This is a genomic window from Mucilaginibacter sp. OK283, from assembly GCF_900110415.1.
Lineage (GTDB): Bacteria > Bacteroidota > Bacteroidia > Sphingobacteriales > Sphingobacteriaceae > Mucilaginibacter.
This window is the reverse complement of record NZ_FODR01000011.1, coordinates 145,960-165,787: the sequence shown is the minus strand read 5'-3', so window position 1 is coordinate 165,787 and position 19,828 is coordinate 145,960. Positions and strand designations below refer to the sequence as shown.

Here is a 19,828-nt window from a genome sequence, read left to right as displayed (position 1 = left end):
TAATAATATCATTAACTCAATATAACAATGAAGTCCCGATTTATCATAGCCTTTTTAATTGCAACCGGTATTTATGTGTCATGTAAAAATCCAAAGCCCAGCCATAACTTAAAATCAGGGCCGCCAAACAGTGGCTGGGAGGCCTACGCGGGATCAAAAGAAGGTAACAGGTATTCATCAAATGAGGAAATTAATTTAAGTAACGTTAGCAAGCTGAAGGAGGTTTGGAGATACAGCACTAACGATAAAGACACGGCCAACCGCAGCCAAAACCAATGTAACCCCATTATGGTTGATGGTATTTTATATGGCGCCAGCCCCAAACTGAAGCTGTTTGCATTGGATGCAGCAACCGGCGAACAAAAATGGCTTTTTGACCCGGCCAAGGCCGATACCACCAACAGCGGCGACCCGATGGCTTACTACAAAGTGAGCAGGGGAGTTATTTACTGGCAAAACAAAAGTGGCGGCGAAAAACGTTTGTTTTACAGCGTTGGTGCCAAAACTTTTGCCATCGACGCCGAAACGGGCAACCCCATCATGACCTTTGGAAAAAACGGTTACCTGGACCTGGCGAAGAATCTGGACAGGGATACCAAATCATTTGTGGCCGGTACAACGCCGGGGGTAATTTATAAAGATTTGCTGATAGTTGGCACGCGTGTATCCGAATCGGCAGATGCCGCGCCGGGGCACGTTAGGGCTTACGATGTGCGGACGGGGAAACTGAAATGGATTTTTCATACTATACCACATCCGGGTGAGGCCGGTTACGAAACGTGGATGGATACAGCCGCTTATAAAAAGTTTGGTGGCGCTAATAGCTGGGCCGGTATGGCGCTGGATGAAAAGCGCGGGTTGGTTTATATCCCCACCGGTTCCGTCGGCGGCGATTTTTATGGCGGTTTTCGTAAGGGGCAAAACCTGTTTGCCAACTCGCTATTGGCTTTAGATGCTGCCACCGGCAAGCTTAAATGGCATTTCCAGGTGGTACATCACGACCTGTGGGACAGGGATTTGCCCGCCAACCCTAATTTGGTGACTATTATGCACAATGGTAAAAAGATTGACGCGGTGGCCCAGATCACCAAACATGGTTATATTTTTATGTTCGACAGGACAAACGGTAAACCCATTTTTCCGATAGTGGAAACTCCTGTACCAACCAAAGGCTTGCCCGGCGAAGCGCCATGGCCAACACAGCCTATCCCGACTTTGCCACAGCCCTTTGCCCGGCAAATGTTTAACCCCGAAGATGTTACTGACCGCACACCTGAGGCGCACAAAGAAATGCTTGATAAATATAACCAGGTTAAAAACCGCATTATGTTTACGCCACCCAGTAAACAAGGCGGCTGGATATTTCCCGGTTTTGATGGCGGAGGCGAGTGGGGAGGCGCCGCGGTTGATATACAAACCAATATCATGTACATCAGCTGTTCTGAGATGCCCTGGGCGCAGGTGATGATTGATGTGCCTAAAACGACAAGCAATGGCTCGCTGGCCGGCAACGGGCAAGTGGTTTACAATAAAAATTGTATCGGCTGTCATGGCCCCCAACTGAAGGGCAACGGATCGTCATATCCGTCGTTGGTCAACATCGGGGAAAAATATAAGGAAGATCAGTTGAGCCAAATCATAGCCAGCGGCCGCAATATGATGCCATCTTTTAAACAGATTACACCCGAAGATAAAAAGGCATTGCTGGCGTTCCTGCTTAAACTACCCGATGCCAGGGCAAATAAAACATTGGCCAAAGAACCAACCGGCGACCGCACCGCAGCAACCAAAACTGAGAAGAAGATGGTTGACGAAATACCGTACACCATGACAGGTTACAACCGTTTTTTAGATAAGGATGGTTATCCCGGCATTAAACCACCCTGGGGTACCCTTAACGCGGTTGACCTTACAACCGGCAAACTGCTTTGGAAAGTACCGCTGGGCGAATATCCGGAACTGAAGAAAAAAGGCATCCCCATTACCGGTACCGAACTATATGGTGGCCCGTTGGTAACCAAAGGCGGGCTTGTATTTGTGGCAGCCACTAAGGACGAAAAAATTCATGCTTTTGATAAAAAAACAGGTAAAATGGTTTGGGAGGCCCAACTGCCCGCCGCCGGGTATGCTACCCCTGCCACCTATGCAATTGATGGAAAACAGTATGTGGTTATAGCTTGCGGCGGTGGTAAAATTGACAGTAAATCGGGCGATGAGTATGTTTGTTTTGGGTTGGGGGATTAAAATTATTGATAAAAGTTATGGATATTAAAAAACTTATTCCAAAACATAAAGACGATCAAGAAGTAATTGCAGGCCTTAAAAAGCTTTCGTTTGAACAGTTAGAGCCTATTATTCCTGAGTTGTTAGTATGGCTTCAAGATGCGAATTGGCCAATTGCCAGGCCTGTTGCCGATATTCTTAAACCCTTTGCCGATAGGATAGTTCCTGAAATAATTAAGATCTTAAAAACAAACGATGGCGAGTGGAAACGGCGTATATTGATGAGCCTTGCAAGAAGCACAACAGATCCCCTTTTGTTGAATGAAATTGAACGGATCGCGAAATTTCCATCAAGAGATGAAATTGAAGATGAGGTGAATTTGGAAGCGATTGCTATTTTAAACGGGGAATATAAATGAGCCTTTAAGGAACATCGGTAAATTGGCAACAAAAATCAAAGCAACTTTCTGTCCTGAAATTCCTTTAATTATTATATTGCGGCATATGCAAAATAGTAAGCCCGTTTCTCAAAATAAACATTTAGTTAGGTTCTTCATCCCCTTTACGTTAATCGTTTTAGCGGTTTGCCAATCCTTCGGGCAGTCGCGGTACCGTCCCACCGATCTATTCCCAGCCTTACCGTTGTTGCCTCCCGGCAATGAATACCGCACCGCAACCGGCGAACCCGGACCTGCATATTGGCAAAACCAGGCCGATTATGTGATAGATGTAGCCCTGGATGATCAGAAGAACGTGGTTAGCGGAACCGCCACCATAGCCTATACCAACAACAGCCCCAAATCGCTATCGTCATTATGGCTGCAGCTGGAGCAAAATGTTTTTAAAAAAGATTCAAGGGGCATAAAATCAAAATTATTCCTTTATAAAAACCCGGAAGAAGAAACCGCCGATGGGGGATACGATATACAGGCCGTAAAGCTTAAGGATGGCGCAATTACAGGCGACATTAAATATAACATTTACGATACCCGGATGGAATTGACCTTGCCACAGCCCTTAAAAAGCGGGCAAAAGGTAACCTTTAGCGTTCAGTACCGTTACAATTTCCCTCAAAACTATAAAAATGCCGATTTCCTGGTTAACCGTACCGATATCCTGCCAACCAAAAACGGCAACATTTACGCGGTTGCCCAATGGTACCCGAGGATGTGCGTATTAGATGATGTGGAAGGCTGGAATACCTTGACTTACCTGGGTAATGGCGAATTTTACCTGGAATACGGCAATTTTAACGTGAATATTACAGTGCCCGCGGGTTATATTGTAGAGGGCTCGGGCGATCTGCTGAATCCAGAGGAGGTATTAACCCCTGTACAGCTTAAGCGCTGGCTGGCGGCTAAACAAAGCGAGGCTCCGGTATTTATCCGTTCGGCCAAAGAAGTTACAGAAGCTTCGTCGCGGCCTGTGAAACCTACCTGTACCTGGAAATACAGGATGGATAATACCCGCGATTTTGCCTGGACGGCCTCGAAGTCCTTTATTTGGGAAGCCTTCAGCTTCCCGGTGGCCGGGGGCAAAAAAGTGTTGGGAAGTTCGCTGTACCCGGTTGAATCCGACAAAAAAGATAGCTGGAAACGGTCATCGGAATATATCAAATTCACTTTGCAGCATTTTTCGGAAAAGTGGTTTACTTACCCTTATAATAAGGCGGTAAATGTAGCATCCAACCTGGATGGTATGGAGTACCCGGGGATGGTATTTTGTTCGGCCAGGGATACCGGTAACGCATATTTTATGGTGGTAAACCACGAATTGGGCCACACCTGGTTCCCGATGGTAGTAGGCGGCAACGAGCGTAAATACGCCTGGATGGATGAAGGTTTTAATACCTTTATTGATAACCTGGCTGTAAAAGATTTTAACAAAGGCGAGTTCAGGGGCTATGCCGAGATATACAGCCCGCTTGATACGCTTTTTTCAGAGCGGGTTGTCCCCATCATTACCCGGCCCGATGCCATACCCGGCGATATGGTTTTCCCGGTTCAGTACCAAAAGGTTGCCTATGTGCTAACCTTACTGCGTAACCAGGTAGTTGGCCCCGAAAGGTTTGATAAAGCTTTTCGCAAGTATATTGCCGATTGGGCCTATAAGCACCCTACACCCTGGGATTTTTTCAGGAGTATGGATAGCTCGGTAGGCGAGGACCTTAGCTGGTTTTGGAAATCGATGTTTTTAGACAATTACCGCCTTGACCAGGGAGTAGCTAAAGTAGAAAACCTGGCAAATGGCAGGGCGCAGATCACTATCGAAAACCTGGAAAAAGCCGCTATGCCGCTGGTGGTTGAACTGACTTACGCCGATGGCTCGACAGAGCACAGGGAGTTCCCGGTAGAGGTATGGGAGTATACCGGCAGCTACACTTTTACAGGCAACAAAAAAGCGGCGGTAACCAAAGTAACCATCGATCCGGATAGCCTCTATCCCGATGTAAACAGGGCCAATAATGTTTATAAAATTGTTAATTAGACAACACGGCACGGAAGGTGATTGAAGGGTGTATGAAAGGTGCGCCAACGGTGCGGGAAAGGTGCATGAAAGGTATGTGGGAGGATAATGTTTTTTAAAGGTTTTTTTGTCGCTCTACCCTTTATCAATAACAATAAAATAACATACAGTTAAATTGATGTTGATGCCCGGCCTTTAAATTTAAGGAAGCAAAAACCCAATGGACCGTATCCTTTTTCCCCGCAGTAACTTTGATGATCTTCGTAATTGCCCGATAGATAAACTGGAGGAGGACATCTCCCGCACATCTATCCGCTTAAAACTACAGGGCAACCTGGTTACAGATCATGACCGCGAACGCTACAAGCAGGAGCTGGATAAACTAAGCGTTTTTAAATACATCAGCCAGCTGCGTAAAGGGAAACTAAGCTACGAGGATTTTAACCAAAAGGTAGAATTGACGTCGTGAGTTTTAAAAACTCTCCTCATATACCTTTGAACCGGGCGTTTCGAGCTTGTAATGTTTTACCTGGCCGGGGCCTTCAAACTCAAACCGCAGGCCTACAATACGGCCAATGTTGCGCTTTTGTTCAACATCCATGATTTGTTTGTTATTGAGATAAATTTTTAGGCGATGGTTGTTAACACTGCATTTTAAGGTTTGATATTGCCTGAAATCGCAGCCGAACGCGCTCAGGTCATGGTCATTGCCGCCAATCCAATATTGGCCGGTTAAAACGCCCATATTGGCAATACATCCTTTGTTTACAATGGGTATTACAATGGCCATCCCATCGCCCAAAATGGTTAAATCGGCTTTGCGGCAAACAGATTGCCCCGGCGTTGCTGTATTGCGCAGTGTGCATTCCATCGTGAAATTATCGGCCCGGATGCCCGGAAATTCGCGTACGTTGCAAAATTTTAACCAGGTATCATTAAACACCGGTGTGCCCAGTTTTTGCTGCATCAGGCTATCTGTAATACCCATATAGCCATCACCCTTTATTTCGGCCGTTGATAGGTACACCGGTACAGGCTGATGATCTACAATGCCAACCCATCCTTTGGTTTTGATAAAAACAACAGACTGCTTAACTATCCGGTTGTTTACCACCAGTTTTGCTATAAAATGGCCGGGGGTGTAGTAGATTGACGTATGCTGTTTACCATCGCCGGGCACAAGCTCGCGTCGGCGTGGGTCCCATGATTGCTGGATGTAAACACTATCTGAATGAAAGGCAGATGCGTCATAACTAAAAACCACAGAATTGGGCAGGTCATCAGATGTCTTTTTACTGCTGAATTTTACGGTTGATAAATCCGGCGTGTTTTTTCTGTTAATACCGGCAAAATAAAAGGCGGCAACCAATAGCAAGGGGATAGCCATGAGCCACAAATATTTGTACCTGTTTTTGGAGGAAGCCTTGACCGCCGGAATTTGCTCAATTGTACTGGGTAGCTCGCTTTGTTCAATTACGCCATTAACCTGGTGGTGCTGCCTGAAATCGCGCCAGCTTTCATAATCAAGGAAACGGGCCAGGGCATTAAGTGTTGCGGCTGTTGGGTAGCTATCATAACGCACTTTGCCCCAAATGCGTTTTAGGGTAGAAATACTGAGCCTTACTTTTGTTTTTTCGAAGATCAGTTTGCTCAATTGATCAAAATCGTCATTACTCCAAATGCTGTTATCGCCCCAGTTTAACGAGCGTTCAATAAGCTGGCAGCATAATAAAAGCAGTTGTTTTTCTTTTTCCATCAATTTTTAGGCAATGACGCGGTATTTAAACCCGCAAAAACGGCTTGAACAAACTTGAACAGGATTGAAACGCCTGTTATGCTTAATTCTGTACGCTATTTGCAAGTTTTGCTAAAGTTAAAATCTAAAACCATGAAGAACAATATTTTATTTAGCCTCTTTTTAATAACTACGTTTTTTTGCGGCGCTGCCTGTGCGCAGCAAAAGGGCGCCTATGATTTGAGTAGCCTGTTAAAACAGGAGACGCCGATAACATCGTCCGCAAAAAAAATAAGCAAAATTACTGATGGCACCAGGAAGGGAATTTCACTTACCGGTATTGTTTGGCTCAAAGATATAGACTTTGCCACCGGGACAATTGACGTCGATCTTCGGGGCAAAGACGTTTTTCAGCAAAGTTTTTTGGGCATTGCTTTTCATGGCGTCGATACGGTTACCTATGATGCCATTTATTTTCGGCCTTTTAATTTTCAATCAACAGATACGCTTAGGCGCAGGCATGCAGTGCAGTACATCAGCCAGCCAGATTTTTCGTGGGATAAACTGCGGGCAGATCATCCGCTTGTGTACGAAAATGCTGTTAACCCATTCCCGCCGGCTACCGCCTGGTTCCACGCGCATATTGTTGTAAATGTTGATGAAATTGTGGTATATGTAAACCATTCAGCTAAACCATCACTCAGCGTTAAAAAACTGAATAACCGGCAACACGGCCTCATCGGATTGTGGAATGATAGTTTGCCCGGCGATTTTGCCAACCTCGTTATCAAACAATAAAACACCAACCTATAAAAATTCGTTATGAAAAAGCTATTGTTATTATTTGTTCTTTTTGCAGCTATTAGGGTAAATGCCCAGCCAAAGTATAAGGTGCAGAACCTGCCGGCCATTAACCCGAAAGAATGGAATATTCCCCAAAATGACACCCTTGATTATGAATTTGGCAGCTACCAGGGTAAAAAAGCGTTGCTGATAAAACGGAAGATAGATAATTACAAATCGGCGAGCCTGGCCTATCCTAAGAGTTTAATTTTTAAGGATGGTATTATCGAGTTTGATTTGGCATTTGCGGGCAAGGGAAATGGTTATATCGGCCTTGCCTTCAGGATTAAAGATGCTCATCATTATGAAACTGTATATTTCAGGCCATTGTCATCGGGTACCATCAACGCCATTCAATATATGCCCGAAAAAAAAGCAGAATTTAACTGGTGGGATTACGAAGCCGATAAATACCAGGCCAACGCGATACTGCCTGCTAACGGCTGGTTTCATGTTAAAGTGATAGTTACAGGGCGCAAAATGGAAGTATATGTGAACAATGCTGCTAAACCTGCCATGGTTTACACCTCGCTTGATCCTGCCTTGAAAAGTGGGTCTGTTGGTTACTGGCATGGTAATTCGTCCTTAGGCGCTTACCGGAATTTAACAATAAAAACACTTGAATAGCTATGAACGGAACAATAATTCAGCATGCGGGCGATATTTGATACTAAAAATGCATGGCAAGCACAGGAGCAGTATTTATATTATGCAGCGGGCAAAATTGTTTTGATGCTGGAAGGGCTACGAGATAAATTTGGTTCTTAAAATTCCAATCAAAATATGCAACTTTATTGCCAGCCAAATTATATCTATGAAATTCAAAATATTGCCCGCCCTCATCTGTACTGTTTGCTTAATAGCGATTGCTTTTTTTAGTAATGCCCAACCGGCTTTAAAACCGGAAAGAGCGCTTTCAGCTACCATCAAAAAAAGCTTTATTGCTGCGGATGCCCAATATAGATTATTAGCAACAAAGATAGGACCGGAGGAGTTCCCGAAAACTTATCATCCCGATAAGGATAAACCGGAAAATAGCAACTCGGGCTGGTGGTGCAGTGGCTTTTATCCTGGCAGCCTGTTGTTTTTATACCAGGAAACAAAAGATAAACAGCTGCTTACCGAGGCCAACCGCATTATGGGGGTATTGGCTAAAGAGCAGTTTAATACCCATACCCATGATTTGGGCTTTATGATGTATTGCAGCTTTGGCAATGCCAACAAAATTGAGCCTAAGCCGGAGTATAAGCAGATATTAATTAACAGCGCTAAATCGTTATCAACCAGGTTTAACCCGGCGGTGGGCTGTATTAAATCATGGGATTCAAAACCCGGCGATTACCTGGTGATTATTGACAACATGATGAACCTTGAACTGCTTTTTTGGGCAACGCGGGAAACCGGCGATTCCAGTTATTATAAAATAGCGGTTACCCACGCCAACACAACCATGAAAAACCATTTCAGGCCCGATTTTAGCTCGTACCACGTTATAAATTATGATGCCCAAACAGGGGCGGTGAAAGAAAAGAAAACTGCCCAGGGCTTTGCTAATGAATCGGCATGGGCAAGGGGCCAGTCGTGGGGCCTGTATGGCTATACCGTTATGTACCGCGAAACGCATGATAAAAAATATCTTGACCAGGCACAAAACATAGCTCATTTTATATTGACTAACCCGAATTTGCCGGCAGATAAAATTCCATATTGGGATTACAATGCCAGCAACATTCCCAACGCATTAAAAGATGCATCGGCTGCGTCGGTTATGGCATCAGCCCTGCTTGAATTATGCAGGTATAGCGATGCCAAAAAGGGGCGGCAGTATTTTGATGTTGCACAAACCATATTAAAAACACTATCGGCACCTCCTTATATGGCTGCTGCGGGTACCAACGGCGGTTTTATTTTGCAGCACAGCGTTGGCCATTTCCCCGCCGGGACAGAAATTGATGTCCCTTTAACTTACGCCGATTACTATTTTATTGAGGCTATGCAGCGTTACCTGGCATTCGGCACAAAAAAATAACTTACTTTTAGCTGTAAAAAAATAAAATGGCATTAGGTAAAGGTAGGTTAGAGGCTTTCAGCGATGGCGTTATCGCCATCATTATCACGATTATGGTATTGGAGATGAAGGTGCCCCACGGCGATAGTATTGAGGTGTTAAAGCCGTTTATTCCAGTCTTTATGACTTATGTATTGAGTTTTATTTATGTAGGCATTTATTGGAACAACCATCACCATACCTTGCAGGCGGTAAAATCAATAAATGGCAAAACGCTGTGGGCCAACCTGCATTTGCTGTTTTGGCTATCGTTGATACCATTTGTAACCGGATGGATGGGCGAAAATCACTTTGCCAAATGGCCTGTAATGTGTTACGGTTTTGTACTGCTAATGAATGGCATAGCGTACACAATCCTGGTGAAAAATCTTGTTCGCCATCATGGCGAGCACTCCTTATTGGCACAGGCCTTTGGTGAAGACTGGAAGGGTAAAATATCTGTTATTTTATATGCCGTAGCCATTTGCTTATCCTGGTTTAGCGCTGTTGGGGCACTCGGGTTGTATGTTTTAGTTGCCGGCATCTGGTTTATTCCGGATAAAAGAATTGAAAATAAACTAACTCATCATGAAGCTGACAACCAGCTATAAATAGAAATACCTGGTTGCCTGTTGCTAAATAATGTCAACTAAATGCATTTAGTTGATGGAAAAGTATAAACTATTTCGCAATTTCGTAGTTGTAGTAGTGTTTTAACCTAAGTGATTTTTATTGCATTTTAATTAACCAATATTTGCCACTACTATACGTTTACCTATGTTGGATATTGCTTATAACCATGAGCCGGAACTGCTTATCAGGGCAGCGCCACAACATCATGACAAGGATTTGCTATTAAAAGTAGCGGAAGGGGATGAACATGCTTTTCGCTGTTTGTTTATTATGCACCATCAGCAATTAGGTGTTCATATTCATCGTATTACCAACTCAATAGAACTGGCCGAAGAAGTGGTTCAGGATGTTTTTTTGAAAATATGGATGGCGCGCGAAACCCTTGCGCAAGTAGAGGATTTTAAGGCTTACCTGTTTGTTATATCAAAAAACCATGCCCTTAATTGCCTCAAAAAGCTGGCAAAAGAAAAGGTACAGGCAAAAAAACTGGAAGAGAGCAGTCTTGGTTTGATCATGGACGATCAGCAGGATAACCTGTACTACAACTTATTGGATGAAGCAATAGACCACCTGCCATCGCAACAGCAAAAAGTGTATTTGCTAAGCAGGCACAACCGGCTTAAGTATAACGAAATTGCCGATCAGCTTAAACTCTCCCGCGAAACAGTAAAAAAGTACCTGCAAATAGCCACCACCTCTATAACCGATTATGTACGCAGCCATTTGGATGTATATTCGGTTGCTTTACTGGCAATAAAAACTTTTTTTATTTTTTTTCAAAAGCGATAGCCCCTTTTTTATCGCATTTATTGTCTTGTATGTGAGTTAACCCCAAGCTCGGCATTTACCAATTTATAATATGAATTAACATCTACCTGTATGAGTGCATTTAATGCAAGGCTTAACTACCTGTTTAATAGTTATTACCACCAAACCGCTACGCAGCAGGAGCGGGATGAATTGTTTGAAATCATCAATTCATCTGCCAACGATGCGGAGCTTACTGCACTTATTCATGAAGCCTGGAACACGCTGCAGGCAGATGAGCCGCTTTTTGATGCCGCAAAAAGCATGGATATGCTCAACAATATTCTTCAAAATAAATCAAATCCGGATAATATACACCCCATAAGGCCGCCAAATAAAAACCAGTTGTGGTTAAAAGTTGGTGTTGCAGCCGCCATGATGGTGTTTGTTGGTTTTGGTGCTTATGTATTAATTAACCAACACAAAACTGCTGCAAATAAGCGGACCCAGGCCAGGCTAAAGCCTGTGCCGGCGCATGATGTTTTGCCCGGTGGCAATAAGGCTGTACTTACCCTGGCCAATGGTAAAACGATAACGCTGGATAGCGCAAAAAATGGTTTGCTGGCTAATGAAGGCAATGCTCATATCAAAAAAACACATGATGGCCAGTTAGTTTACGAAGGGAGTAAAAACGAAGGATCTGATGCGCCCGCTGCTATCAATACTGTATCTACCCCGCGCGGAGGACAGTATCAGCTGGTATTGGATGATGGAAGCAAGGTTTGGTTAAACTCGGCATCATCGTTAAGTTTCCCCGCGACATTTAAAGGCGCTACCAGGGAGGTTGAAATTACTGGCGAGGCTTATTTTGAGGTGGCCAAAAATGCGAAGATGCCATTTAAAGTAAAGGTAAATAATACCGTTGTTGAAGTGCTGGGTACCCATTTTAACATTATGGCTTATAATGATGAAGATGCTATAAAAACAACCTTGTTAGAAGGATCGGTAAAAATCAGCAACAAACAATTTAGCGGCCTTTTAAAACCCGGGCAGCAGGCGTTACTTAAACAAAACGGACCTATAAAAATAACGGATGAGGCAGATGCCGACGATGCCATCGCCTGGAAGGAGGGCATCTTCCAGTTCAGAGACGCAGGTATCGAGGCCATCATGAGGCAGGCAGCGCGCTGGTACGATGTACAGGTGAGCTATACCGGCAAAGTACCGGTAAAAGAATTTACCGGTCGCATTTCGCGCAATGTAAAGGCTTCTGAACTGATGGGGATGCTAAAATATATGGGTGTTAATTTTAAAATTGAAGACAAACATATAACAGTGCTGCCATAAATAACCAGCCCCAATTAATAACCAATTTATATACAACTAATCAACAACCAATTACTCACTTTTTAAAAAAGCTATGATGGAAGAAATACCAAAAATAAGTTAGCCCGGGAGGGACCCGCATGGTGAAAATGGCTTACTGCTCATGTAAAAAATAAACGTGCCTATGCCAAAATATAACCAATAAAAAACCGGGAAGTATTCGCAGTACTTTCCCGGCTAAGCATCTGGGCCCCAAAAAAATGCAATCGACGAATTGAAAGTTAATGTTTAACCCAAACTCTACAAACTTATGAATTTTAATTCTAAGGCCACGCCTTTGGTATGGCCCCAATTATCCAAAATAATTTTAGCTATGAAGCTAACAGTTATTATTATGGTGGTGGTACTTACCAACGTAAGTGCCAAAACCTACAGCCAGGTTGTTACCCTGCACCAAAAAAATGCCTCTGTCGAAAAAGTTCTTCGCTCTATTGAAAAACAAACAGGCTATCATTTTATGTATGAGAAACAGGATGTAGCTAAAGCAAGCGCAATTAACATCGAAGTTGCCGGTGTTTCATTGGAGCAGGCGCTCGACCTTGCTTTTAAAGATCAGCCTTTAACCTACAAAATTTTCCAGGAAACCATTGTGGTTAAAAAGAAAGATGAAGTTAGTACGCCAGTCGCAGACATCAAAGTTTCAGGCACGGTGTCTGATTCAAAAGGTCCGCTTCCAGGTGTAAGCATCAGGATCAAGGGGTCTGACCAGGGCACCCAAACCGATGTAAATGGTAAATTCACATTGAACGCACCCGAAAACGGAACACTTGTTTTTAGCTTTGTAGGCTATACTACACAAGAAGTTGCTGTTGGTGGCAAAACTACTTTAAACGTGGTGCTGGCAGAATCGCCAAAGGCATTAAGCGAAGTGGTTGTTGTAGGTTATGGTACCCAAAAACGTGTTGATTTAACAGGATCTGTTGGTAGCGTAAGCGCCAAAGGTTTGCAGGAAAGGCCCCAAACCAACCTGGAACAGGAATTATCAGGTAAAATTGCCGGTGTAAACGTTTCAACAAACTCCGGCGCCCCAGGTGGTAATACTAAAATCAGGATTCGTGGTTACAGTTCCATCAACACCCGCACAGATCCTTTGTACGTAGTTGACGGGGTGATTTGGACAGAGGGCGGTAACGCTATAAGCCCTAATGATATCGAGTCGGTTGATGTGTTAAAAGATGCATCATCAACTGCTATTTACGGTACACGCGGTGCAAACGGTGTTATTTTGGTTACTACCAAACGTGGTAAAAAAGGAGAAGGCACTGTAAGCTATGATAGCTACGTAAGCGTAGGACACATGGCAAAAGAGTTGCCTGTGTTAAATTCAGCCCAATTTATGGCTGTTGAAGACCTGTCATACGCCAACATTAAAAAATACGACCCTACCGGCTGGGCGTCTGGTAAATATGCTGATCAGGATCCGGTTAAATTGCGCACCGCCTTAATTGGTAAATTATTTGATTCAAATCTTAAACCGTTATATGATGTGGATTGGCAAAAAGCTACCACACGTAATGCAGTAAGTCAAAATCATAACCTGACTTTTACAGGTGGATCAGACAAATTAACCTACGGTTTATTTTTAAACTACGCCAATGATCAGGGTATAATTTTAAATAGTTATTTAAAACGCTACAATGCCCGGTTAACCATCGACAATCAAATTAAATCATGGTTAAAAGTTGGGGCTACTTTAAATTACAATGCCCAGGATCAGCGTACTGCTGATGATGGTACCGGAGGTAACAACATTCCGCGTATGTTAATTGAGATGGTTCCGTTTATCCCAATTAAATATCCCGACGGAACTTATGGTAAACGTACAGATTATCCAAACTTAGAAGGCGGCGATAACCCGGTAGCCCAGGCCAACGAGATTGAAGCACTTTACCGTAAACGCATTTTTAGCGGTAACAGTTACCTTAATATAAACATAATTCCAGGTCTTGAGTTTCGCAGCACCCTGGGCGTTACAACGTCTGCCAATTATAATCCTCACTTTCAAAGTGGCTTAGTTGGTGGTTCTGTAGCAAGCCAAACAAAAAGCTCTGCATCAATTGATGAGCAGAACAATACTTTTTGGCAGTGGGAAAATCACTTTACCTATAATAAAACCTTTAACAAGGTGCATACTATTAACATTGTTGCAGGTACCGAGCAGCAAAATTTTCAACAAACCGGGTTAGGTGCTTCTACCAGTAACCTGTCTGATAATTATTATCAGTATTATAATTTAGGCGCAGGTTCTATCCCTGGTATCCCTTCTTCAAATTATGACGCATGGCAAATGCGCTCCTATTTTGGACGTTTAAATTATAACTACAAAGATAAATACCTGTTAACAGTAACCGGTCGCCAGGATGGCTCTTCCCGTTTTGGTACAAATGTAAAAACCGGGTTTTTCCCATCGGCAGCTTTCGCATGGAGGGCTTCGCAGGAGGATTTTCTGAAGGACAACAAAACTATTTCTGATCTTAAATTCAGGTTGAGTTATGGTTTAACAGGTAACTCCGAAATTGGTGAGTACCGCTCACAAGCGCAAATTGGAACGGTTAACTACGTGTTTAACGGTGCGCAGGCTATAGGTACGCAGCAAACTACCATCGGTAACGAAGATCTTTCATGGGAAAAAACCGCCGAGTTTGATCTTGGTTTCTCTGTAGGCTTATTCAACAACCGTGTTAATATTGAAGCAGATGCTTATTTAAAGAAAACCAAAGCCTTGCTGCTTAACGCGCCATTGCCAGAAACCAGCGGCTTTAACAGTGTTTACAAAAACATTGGCAGGCTGCAAAACAAAGGTTTGGAGTTAACTATCAATACCCAAAATATCAAAACCGAGGACTTCTCCTGGAATACTTCATTTAATATCTCGTTCTTAAAGAACAAAATATTGGCTTTGGGCGCGTCAAACGATGATATATTTTTGTCGCCAACGTTCCTTTCACAATTTAACCTGATGCGTGTTGGCTTACCTGCAGGTAGCTTTTATGGTTACAAAGTGTTGGGCACATGGGGTACTGCCGAAGCATCGCAAGCTGCAATATTTAACAAACTGCCAGGCGACCTGAAAATACAGGATACTAATGGCGATGGCAAAATTACAGCCGATGATAAAGTGATCCTTGGTAAATCGATACCAGATGGATACGGAACATTAAGTAACACTTTCCGTTATAAAAACATCGATTTAGGTATCGACCTGCAATTTAACTATGGTAACCAAATCATGAACCTAACCCGTCACTCGGGCCAGGATCGTACAGGCCAGGCTAACAGCTATGCCACTGTTTTAAATGCATGGACACCAACCAATCAAAATACAAGCATAGCCGAAGACAGACCAGCCTATGTGTATTACCAAACAGAAATCTATTCAACCAAAGTTGAAAGCGGCAATTTTATCCGCGGCAGATCGGTAACACTTGGTTACACTTTCCCAACTGCTTCAATAGCTAAAATTAAATTGAGCAGGTTAAGGGTGTATGCGCAGGCTCAAAACTTGTTTGTGATAACCAAGTACACCGGCTATGATCCGGAAGTTTCTACCTATGGTTACGATCCTAAGAATCCTAACAATAACAGCAACTTTAATCAAAGCATCCAGTTTTACGATTATCCAAAACCAAGAACCTTCCTGCTTGGCTTAAATGTTAGTTTCTAATTTAAACGTTAAAACATACTATTATGAAGTTTAATTTAAAAAAATACCGGATTGGTTATTCATTACTGATTCTCACTATAATGCTTGGTAGTTGCAAAAACGAGCTTGTCGAAAAAAATAAAGGCGGTTTTGTAAAAAGTAATTATTTTACCAGTGCAAACCAGGCGCGTATATTTGTTAATGGTATTTACCAAAAGCTTTACCTGTTTCAAAATGGGGATGCCTACGGTGAAAGCCCGTTTATTACCATCGAGCTTTTTGCAGGTCATACTACCTCATTAGGGCAAAGTGTTAATAATAACAACGTTATAAACAACCGTACCGACGCTGTTAACCCGGGTTTTGAAGATGTATGGCAAAATAGCTATGGCGCTATAGCAAATGCCAATGTGGCCATAGCAAATATTCCGCCGATAACTCCTTTTGCCGACGCGGATAAAAAAGCTTTGTTAGGCGAAGCCTATTTCTTAAGGGCGTTCTTTTATTATCACCTGGTTAGGTTATACGGCGATGTACCATTAATTACCGAACCGGTTACTATTACAAGCCCCAATCTTTATCCTGCACGTACAGCTGCCGCTGCTGTGTATGATCAAATCATCAGCGACCTCAAAGCCGCGGAAGCATCGGGCCTGCCTGAATCTGATAAAACAGGTAAGGTATCGTTAGGTGCAGTGCGTACTTTGTTAGCCAGTGTTTATTTAACTACTGCTGGTTTTCCGCTTAAAAAGACTGCGAATTACGCTTTGGCCGCTGCCGAAATATTACCGGTTATAAATGGTACCGCATACACTTTGTTTGATAAGTATGATTACCTGCATGACAATGCCCACAAAAACCAGGGCGAATTGATATTTCAATCCAACTACCTGGTTGGCGTGGCTACAAATGCCATCCCCCAGTTAACTGTTCCATTTAACTTATTGGTTGGTGTATATGGCGATCACCTTGGCGCGATGATACCTACCAATGCCTTCTTTAACAGTTATGAAGCGGGCGACTTACGTGCAAAAGAAAGGCAGTTTTATTTTTCAAGCTACCCATCATCTAAAGATGGTACGATTATCAACTTTGGCGAGCATGCGCTTTACAAATATTTCCACGTAGAGAGTGCGACCGGTAATGGCCAGAGCGATGAAAACTGGACCTTTTTGCGCTTGCCTGAAGCTATGCTGATTTATGCAGAAGCAAGCAACGAAGCGGAAGGAGCCCCTAATGCAACAGCAATTGCCCAGCTTAACAAAATACGGGCACGCGCTCAACTGGCGCCGATAGGGGCATTAAGCCAGGACGCTTTCCGTAAAGAGGTTTGGAAAGAGCGTTATCATGAACTGGCATATGAAAACAAAGCTTATTTTGACATACAGCGTACCCACCAGGTTTATGATGTTATCAACAATACTTTTGGCGATGCTACATCAACCAAAAACGAGCAAAATGTAACCATGAAAGCTCAGTATTACCTGTGGCCTATTCCGCAGCGCGAGATTAGCACTAATGCTAAACTAACCCAAAACCCGGGTTGGTAAAAAATTAGCCTCACCTAAATCCTCTCCAAAGGAGAGGATTTAAAAAAACATTCAAATCAAGAACCCTCTCCTTTGGAGAGGGCAGGGTGAGGCTAAATATTTAAATATAAAAGACCGGCCAATGCAGCTGGTCTTTTATATTTACAGGTAAATTGAAAAACATTAAATGTCTCTCCGAATGAAGAAAAACATTGTACTCATTGGTTCATTATTAATGGCTGCCACATGTGCCATGGCGCAGCAGGTAAATAAAGTAACCGACCCTGTTGAATACATTAACCCGCTGATGGGTACCGACTCGCATTACGACCTATCCAACGGTAACACTTACCCGGCAATTGCCCTGCCCTGGGGCATGAACTTCTGGACACCCCAAACCGGTGTAATGGGCGATGGATGGGCTTACACTTATGATGCCCATAAAATACGTGGCTTTAAGCAAACCCACCAGCCATCGCCATGGATGAATGATTATGGGCAGTTTGCTATAATGCCGGTAACCAAACATTTAAAAGTATCGCAAAACGGCCGGGCAAGCTGGTTTTCGCACAAGGCCGAGATTGCCAAACCATATTACTACAGCGTTTACCTGGCCGATCATGATGTAACTACCGAGATTACACCGACCGAAAGGGCGGCCCAGTTCAGGTTTACTTATCCCAAAACAGACAGCTCTTTTATTGTGATAGACGCACTGAACAAAGGGTCGTATGTAAAGATTATTCCCGGCGAGAAAAAGATAGTAGGTTACTCTACCAAGTACGCCCGCGGCCCCTTAAAAAACTTTAAAAACTACTTTGTTATTTATGTAGATAAGCCCATCACCATTGCGCAAACCTACAGCGATACTACTCTGAGCAATGGCCTGGAACTGAAAGCCGAGCATGCAAGCGCTTTAATAGGTTTTGCCACTACCCATGGCGAGAAAGTACATCTGCGGGTAGCTTCGTCATTCATCAGCATTGAGCAGGCCGAACTGAACCTGAAAAGGGAAGTAGGCAACGACAGCTTTGACGTAACCAAACAAAAAGCTAAAGACGTTTGGAATAAAACCCTTAGCCGCTTAACTGTTGAGGGCGGCACTATCGATCAGACGCGTACTTTTTACTCCTGTATGTACCGTATGGTTTTCTTCCCGAATAAATTGTATGAGATAGACGAGAAAGGAAATATCGTACACTACAGCGCATCTACAGGTAAAGTATTCCCCGGTTATAAGTTTGCCGGTACAGGCTTTTGGGATACCTTCAGGGCGCTGTACCCGTTCCTGAACCTGGTTTATCCTTCGATTAATAAAGAGATGCAGGACGGCCTTATTAATGATTATAAAGAAGGCGGCTGGCTGCCCGAATGGTCGAGCCCTGGGTATTCTGCGGTGATGATAGGCAACAACTCTGCATCTGTAGTATCCGAAGCGTACTTAAAAGGTGGTAAAGGTTATGATATCGAAAAACTGTACGAGGCCCTGGTACACGGTGCCAATAACAAAGGCCCTGCGGCAACCGGCCGCGAAGGGGTGGAGTACTACAACACATTAGGCTATGTTCCTTACGATGTTAAGATCAACGAAAATGCAGCCCGTACCCTGGAGTATGCTTACGATGATTTTACCATTTATAAGTTAGGTAAGGCCTTGGGCAAACCTGCTTCCGAAACTGATGTTTACAAAAAACGGAGCATGAACTACAAAAACCTGTTCGATCCGTCAATCGGGTTAATGCGTGGTAAAAATAAGGATGGTTCATTTGAAACGCCTTTTAGTCCGTTTAAATGGGGCGATGCCTTTACCGAGGGCAACAGCTGGCATTACAGCTGGAGTGTGTTCCATGATATCCAGGGGCTGATAAACCTGATGGGTGGCAAAAAGCAATTTGTTAACAAGCTCGATTCGGTATTTACCTTGCCGCCGGTATTTGATGACAGTTACTACGGCGAAACTATCCACGAAATCCGCGAAATGCAGATTGTGAATATGGGGCAGTATGCTCATGGCAACCAGCCTATACAGCACATGATTTACCTGTACAACTACGCCGGCGAACCTTGGAAAACCCAGCTACATGTACGCGATGTGATGAACAAGCTGTACAAAGCTACCCCCGATGGTTATTGCGGCGATGAGGATAACGGGCAAACTTCGGCCTGGTACGTATTCTCGGCAATGGGCTTCTACCCGGTGACGCCGGCCAGCGACCAATATGTGCTGGGTGCGCCATTGTTTAAAAAGATCACTTTAAAGCTCGAGAACGGCAAAACGGTAACCATCAATGCCGCCAATAATAATTACGCCAACCGGTACATCAATACCATGAGCGTAAACGGCAAGCCTTATGATTTAAACTGGTTAAGCCACAAGGAATTGCTAAAAGGCGCAACCATCAACTTTAATATGGCCCCAACGCTTAATAAAACAAGAGGGGTGAAGGATAGCGATGTACCTTACTCCTTATCAAACGAAGCCCCCTAAGCCCCCTAACCCCCTGAAGGGGGAACGATGGCGGGCTTAAGTCTTTTCTCATTATGTCATTGCGAGTATCCATCCGCTTCGGCTGGAA

14 protein-coding genes are annotated in these 19,828 nt (G+C 43.6%); 13 read left to right on the top strand and 1 reads right to left on the bottom strand.

Features of this window, described 5'->3' with window-relative positions:
* Positions 1 to 27 precede the first annotated feature (27 nt).
* From BMX56_RS22625 to BMX56_RS22610, 4 genes are all read left to right on the top strand, one after another.
* A complete protein-coding gene (locus BMX56_RS22625; protein ID WP_090651965.1) occupies positions 28 to 2,244 on the top strand; it encodes an outer membrane protein assembly factor BamB family protein in 2,217 nt (738 codons plus the stop codon).
* Positions 2,245 to 2,261: 17 nt separating this feature from the next.
* Positions 2,262 to 2,642 carry a DUF5071 domain-containing protein gene (locus tag BMX56_RS22620; RefSeq protein WP_090651964.1) on the top strand — a complete coding sequence of 127 codons (381 nt, stop codon included), beginning with the start codon at positions 2,262 to 2,264 and terminating at the stop codon, positions 2,640 to 2,642.
* An 85-nt stretch (positions 2,643 to 2,727) separates the two neighbouring features.
* Complete coding sequence (locus BMX56_RS22615; RefSeq protein WP_143065509.1) at positions 2,728 to 4,710, top strand: M1 family metallopeptidase; 1,983 nt, start codon at positions 2,728 to 2,730, stop codon at positions 4,708 to 4,710.
* A 199-nt stretch (positions 4,711 to 4,909) separates the two neighbouring features.
* Positions 4,910 to 5,158 carry a hypothetical protein gene (locus BMX56_RS22610; protein ID WP_090651962.1) on the top strand — a complete coding sequence of 83 codons (249 nt, stop codon included), beginning with the start codon at positions 4,910 to 4,912 and terminating at the stop codon, positions 5,156 to 5,158.
* 3 nt (positions 5,159 to 5,161) lie between these two features.
* On the opposite strand, the gene BMX56_RS22605 is transcribed toward BMX56_RS22610, so the two are convergent.
* Complete coding sequence (locus BMX56_RS22605; protein ID WP_090651961.1) at positions 5,162 to 6,445, bottom strand: hypothetical protein; 1,284 nt, start codon at positions 6,443 to 6,445, stop codon at positions 5,162 to 5,164.
* A 132-nt stretch (positions 6,446 to 6,577) separates the two neighbouring features.
* On the opposite strand from BMX56_RS22605, the gene BMX56_RS22600 reads away from it, so the two are divergent.
* The 9 genes from BMX56_RS22600 to BMX56_RS22560 all read left to right on the top strand — a co-directional run bounded on the left by BMX56_RS22600 (position 6,578) and on the right by BMX56_RS22560 (position 19,740).
* Positions 6,578 to 7,222: a hypothetical protein gene (locus tag BMX56_RS22600; protein WP_143065508.1), complete on the top strand. Its 645-nt coding sequence runs from the start codon at positions 6,578 to 6,580 to the stop codon at positions 7,220 to 7,222.
* 24 nt (positions 7,223 to 7,246) lie between these two features.
* Complete coding sequence (locus BMX56_RS22595; RefSeq protein ID WP_090651959.1) at positions 7,247 to 7,894, top strand: LamG domain-containing protein; 648 nt, start codon at positions 7,247 to 7,249, stop codon at positions 7,892 to 7,894.
* 187 nt (positions 7,895 to 8,081) lie between these two features.
* Positions 8,082 to 9,296 (top strand): glycoside hydrolase family 88 protein, encoded by a 1,215-nt coding sequence (locus tag BMX56_RS22590; protein ID WP_090651958.1) that lies wholly within the window; start codon positions 8,082 to 8,084, stop codon positions 9,294 to 9,296.
* Positions 9,297 to 9,322: 26 nt separating this feature from the next.
* A complete protein-coding gene (locus BMX56_RS22585) occupies positions 9,323 to 9,925 on the top strand; it encodes a TMEM175 family protein (RefSeq protein ID WP_090651957.1) in 603 nt (200 codons plus the stop codon).
* Positions 9,926 to 10,091: 166 nt separating this feature from the next.
* Positions 10,092 to 10,736 carry a sigma-70 family RNA polymerase sigma factor gene (locus tag BMX56_RS22580; RefSeq protein ID WP_218152472.1) on the top strand — a complete coding sequence of 215 codons (645 nt, stop codon included), beginning with the start codon at positions 10,092 to 10,094 and terminating at the stop codon, positions 10,734 to 10,736.
* Between the two features lie 90 nt (positions 10,737 to 10,826).
* Positions 10,827 to 12,041 carry a FecR family protein gene (locus BMX56_RS22575; protein ID WP_090651956.1) on the top strand — a complete coding sequence of 405 codons (1,215 nt, stop codon included), beginning with the start codon at positions 10,827 to 10,829 and terminating at the stop codon, positions 12,039 to 12,041.
* A gap of 352 nt (positions 12,042 to 12,393) precedes the next feature.
* Positions 12,394 to 15,744 carry a SusC/RagA family TonB-linked outer membrane protein gene (locus tag BMX56_RS22570; RefSeq protein WP_177183886.1) on the top strand — a complete coding sequence of 1,117 codons (3,351 nt, stop codon included), beginning with the start codon at positions 12,394 to 12,396 and terminating at the stop codon, positions 15,742 to 15,744.
* Between the two features lie 23 nt (positions 15,745 to 15,767).
* Positions 15,768 to 17,273 (top strand): RagB/SusD family nutrient uptake outer membrane protein, encoded by a 1,506-nt coding sequence (locus BMX56_RS22565; protein WP_218152471.1) that lies wholly within the window; start codon positions 15,768 to 15,770, stop codon positions 17,271 to 17,273.
* A gap of 178 nt (positions 17,274 to 17,451) precedes the next feature.
* Entirely contained in the window at positions 17,452 to 19,740 is a 2,289-nt protein-coding gene (locus BMX56_RS22560; protein ID WP_090651954.1) for a GH92 family glycosyl hydrolase, read from the top strand.
* The last annotated feature ends 88 nt before the right edge of the window (positions 19,741 to 19,828 follow it).